1 protein-coding gene is annotated in these 667 nt (G+C 75.4%); it reads left to right on the forward strand.

Annotation, left to right across the window (positions count from 1 at the left end; genetic code table 11):
• The first annotated feature begins 146 nt into the window (after positions 1-146).
• A complete protein-coding gene (locus ACYVE9_RS29755; protein WP_461030970.1) occupies positions 147-545 on the forward strand; it encodes an STAS domain-containing protein in 399 nt (132 codons plus the stop codon).
• Positions 546-667: the final 122 nt, after the last annotated feature.

Here is a 667-nt window from a genome sequence, read left to right on the forward strand (position 1 = left end):
GGCCCGACCAGGAGCCGCGAGCCGCCCGCCGGGCACCGGTACCGGGGCGGCCGTCGGCGGTGCGGGGGCGAAGCGGCCGGTCGTCGGCACGGATTGGCCGTCCGAACGGGTGGGCCGCACGCGCTTGGGCCGTCATAATCGAGCCCATGTCATCTGTGCAGGAGAGTCCGCAGGCCGGTTCCGGCCGTCCCCGCGCCGCCGTCGCAGCCCGTTACGTCGAGAGTGGCGCCGAGGTGGTGGTCCTCGAAGGGGAGCTCGACCTCGACACGGTCGAGGTACTGCGTGAGGCGCTCGCCGGCGGTGACCGCGAGCACGGTGTCTGCACGGTGGCCGAGATGTCCGGCGTGACGTTCGCCGACTCGACCGCGCTGAACGTGCTGCTCCACGCCCACGCGGAGGGTGATCTGCGGCTCGCCGCGCCGTCCGCCGGGGTTCGGCGGCTGCTCAGGGTGAGCGGGGCCGACGCCGTGCTGCGCACGTACCCGTCGGTGGCCGAGGCGGTGGCCGACTCCCCGCCCGGGCCGCTGCTACAGCCCCCCGTCTGACCGAACCCCGTCTGACCGGACCCCGTCTGAACCCCGTCTGGCCAACCCGTCTGACCGGACCCCGCGCGAGCAGGCCCCGAGCCCGCACCGTCGCCCCCGCACCCGTCGCCCCGCACGCGTCC

This window comes from Streptomyces sparsus (assembly GCF_054776295.1).

Bases quoted from the DNA above. Each gene is read 5' to 3' on its own strand.
- ACYVE9_RS29755 (WP_461030970.1), top strand. From the start codon at position 147: ATGTCATCTGTGCAGGAGAGTCCGCAGGCCGGTTCCGGCCGTCCCCGC.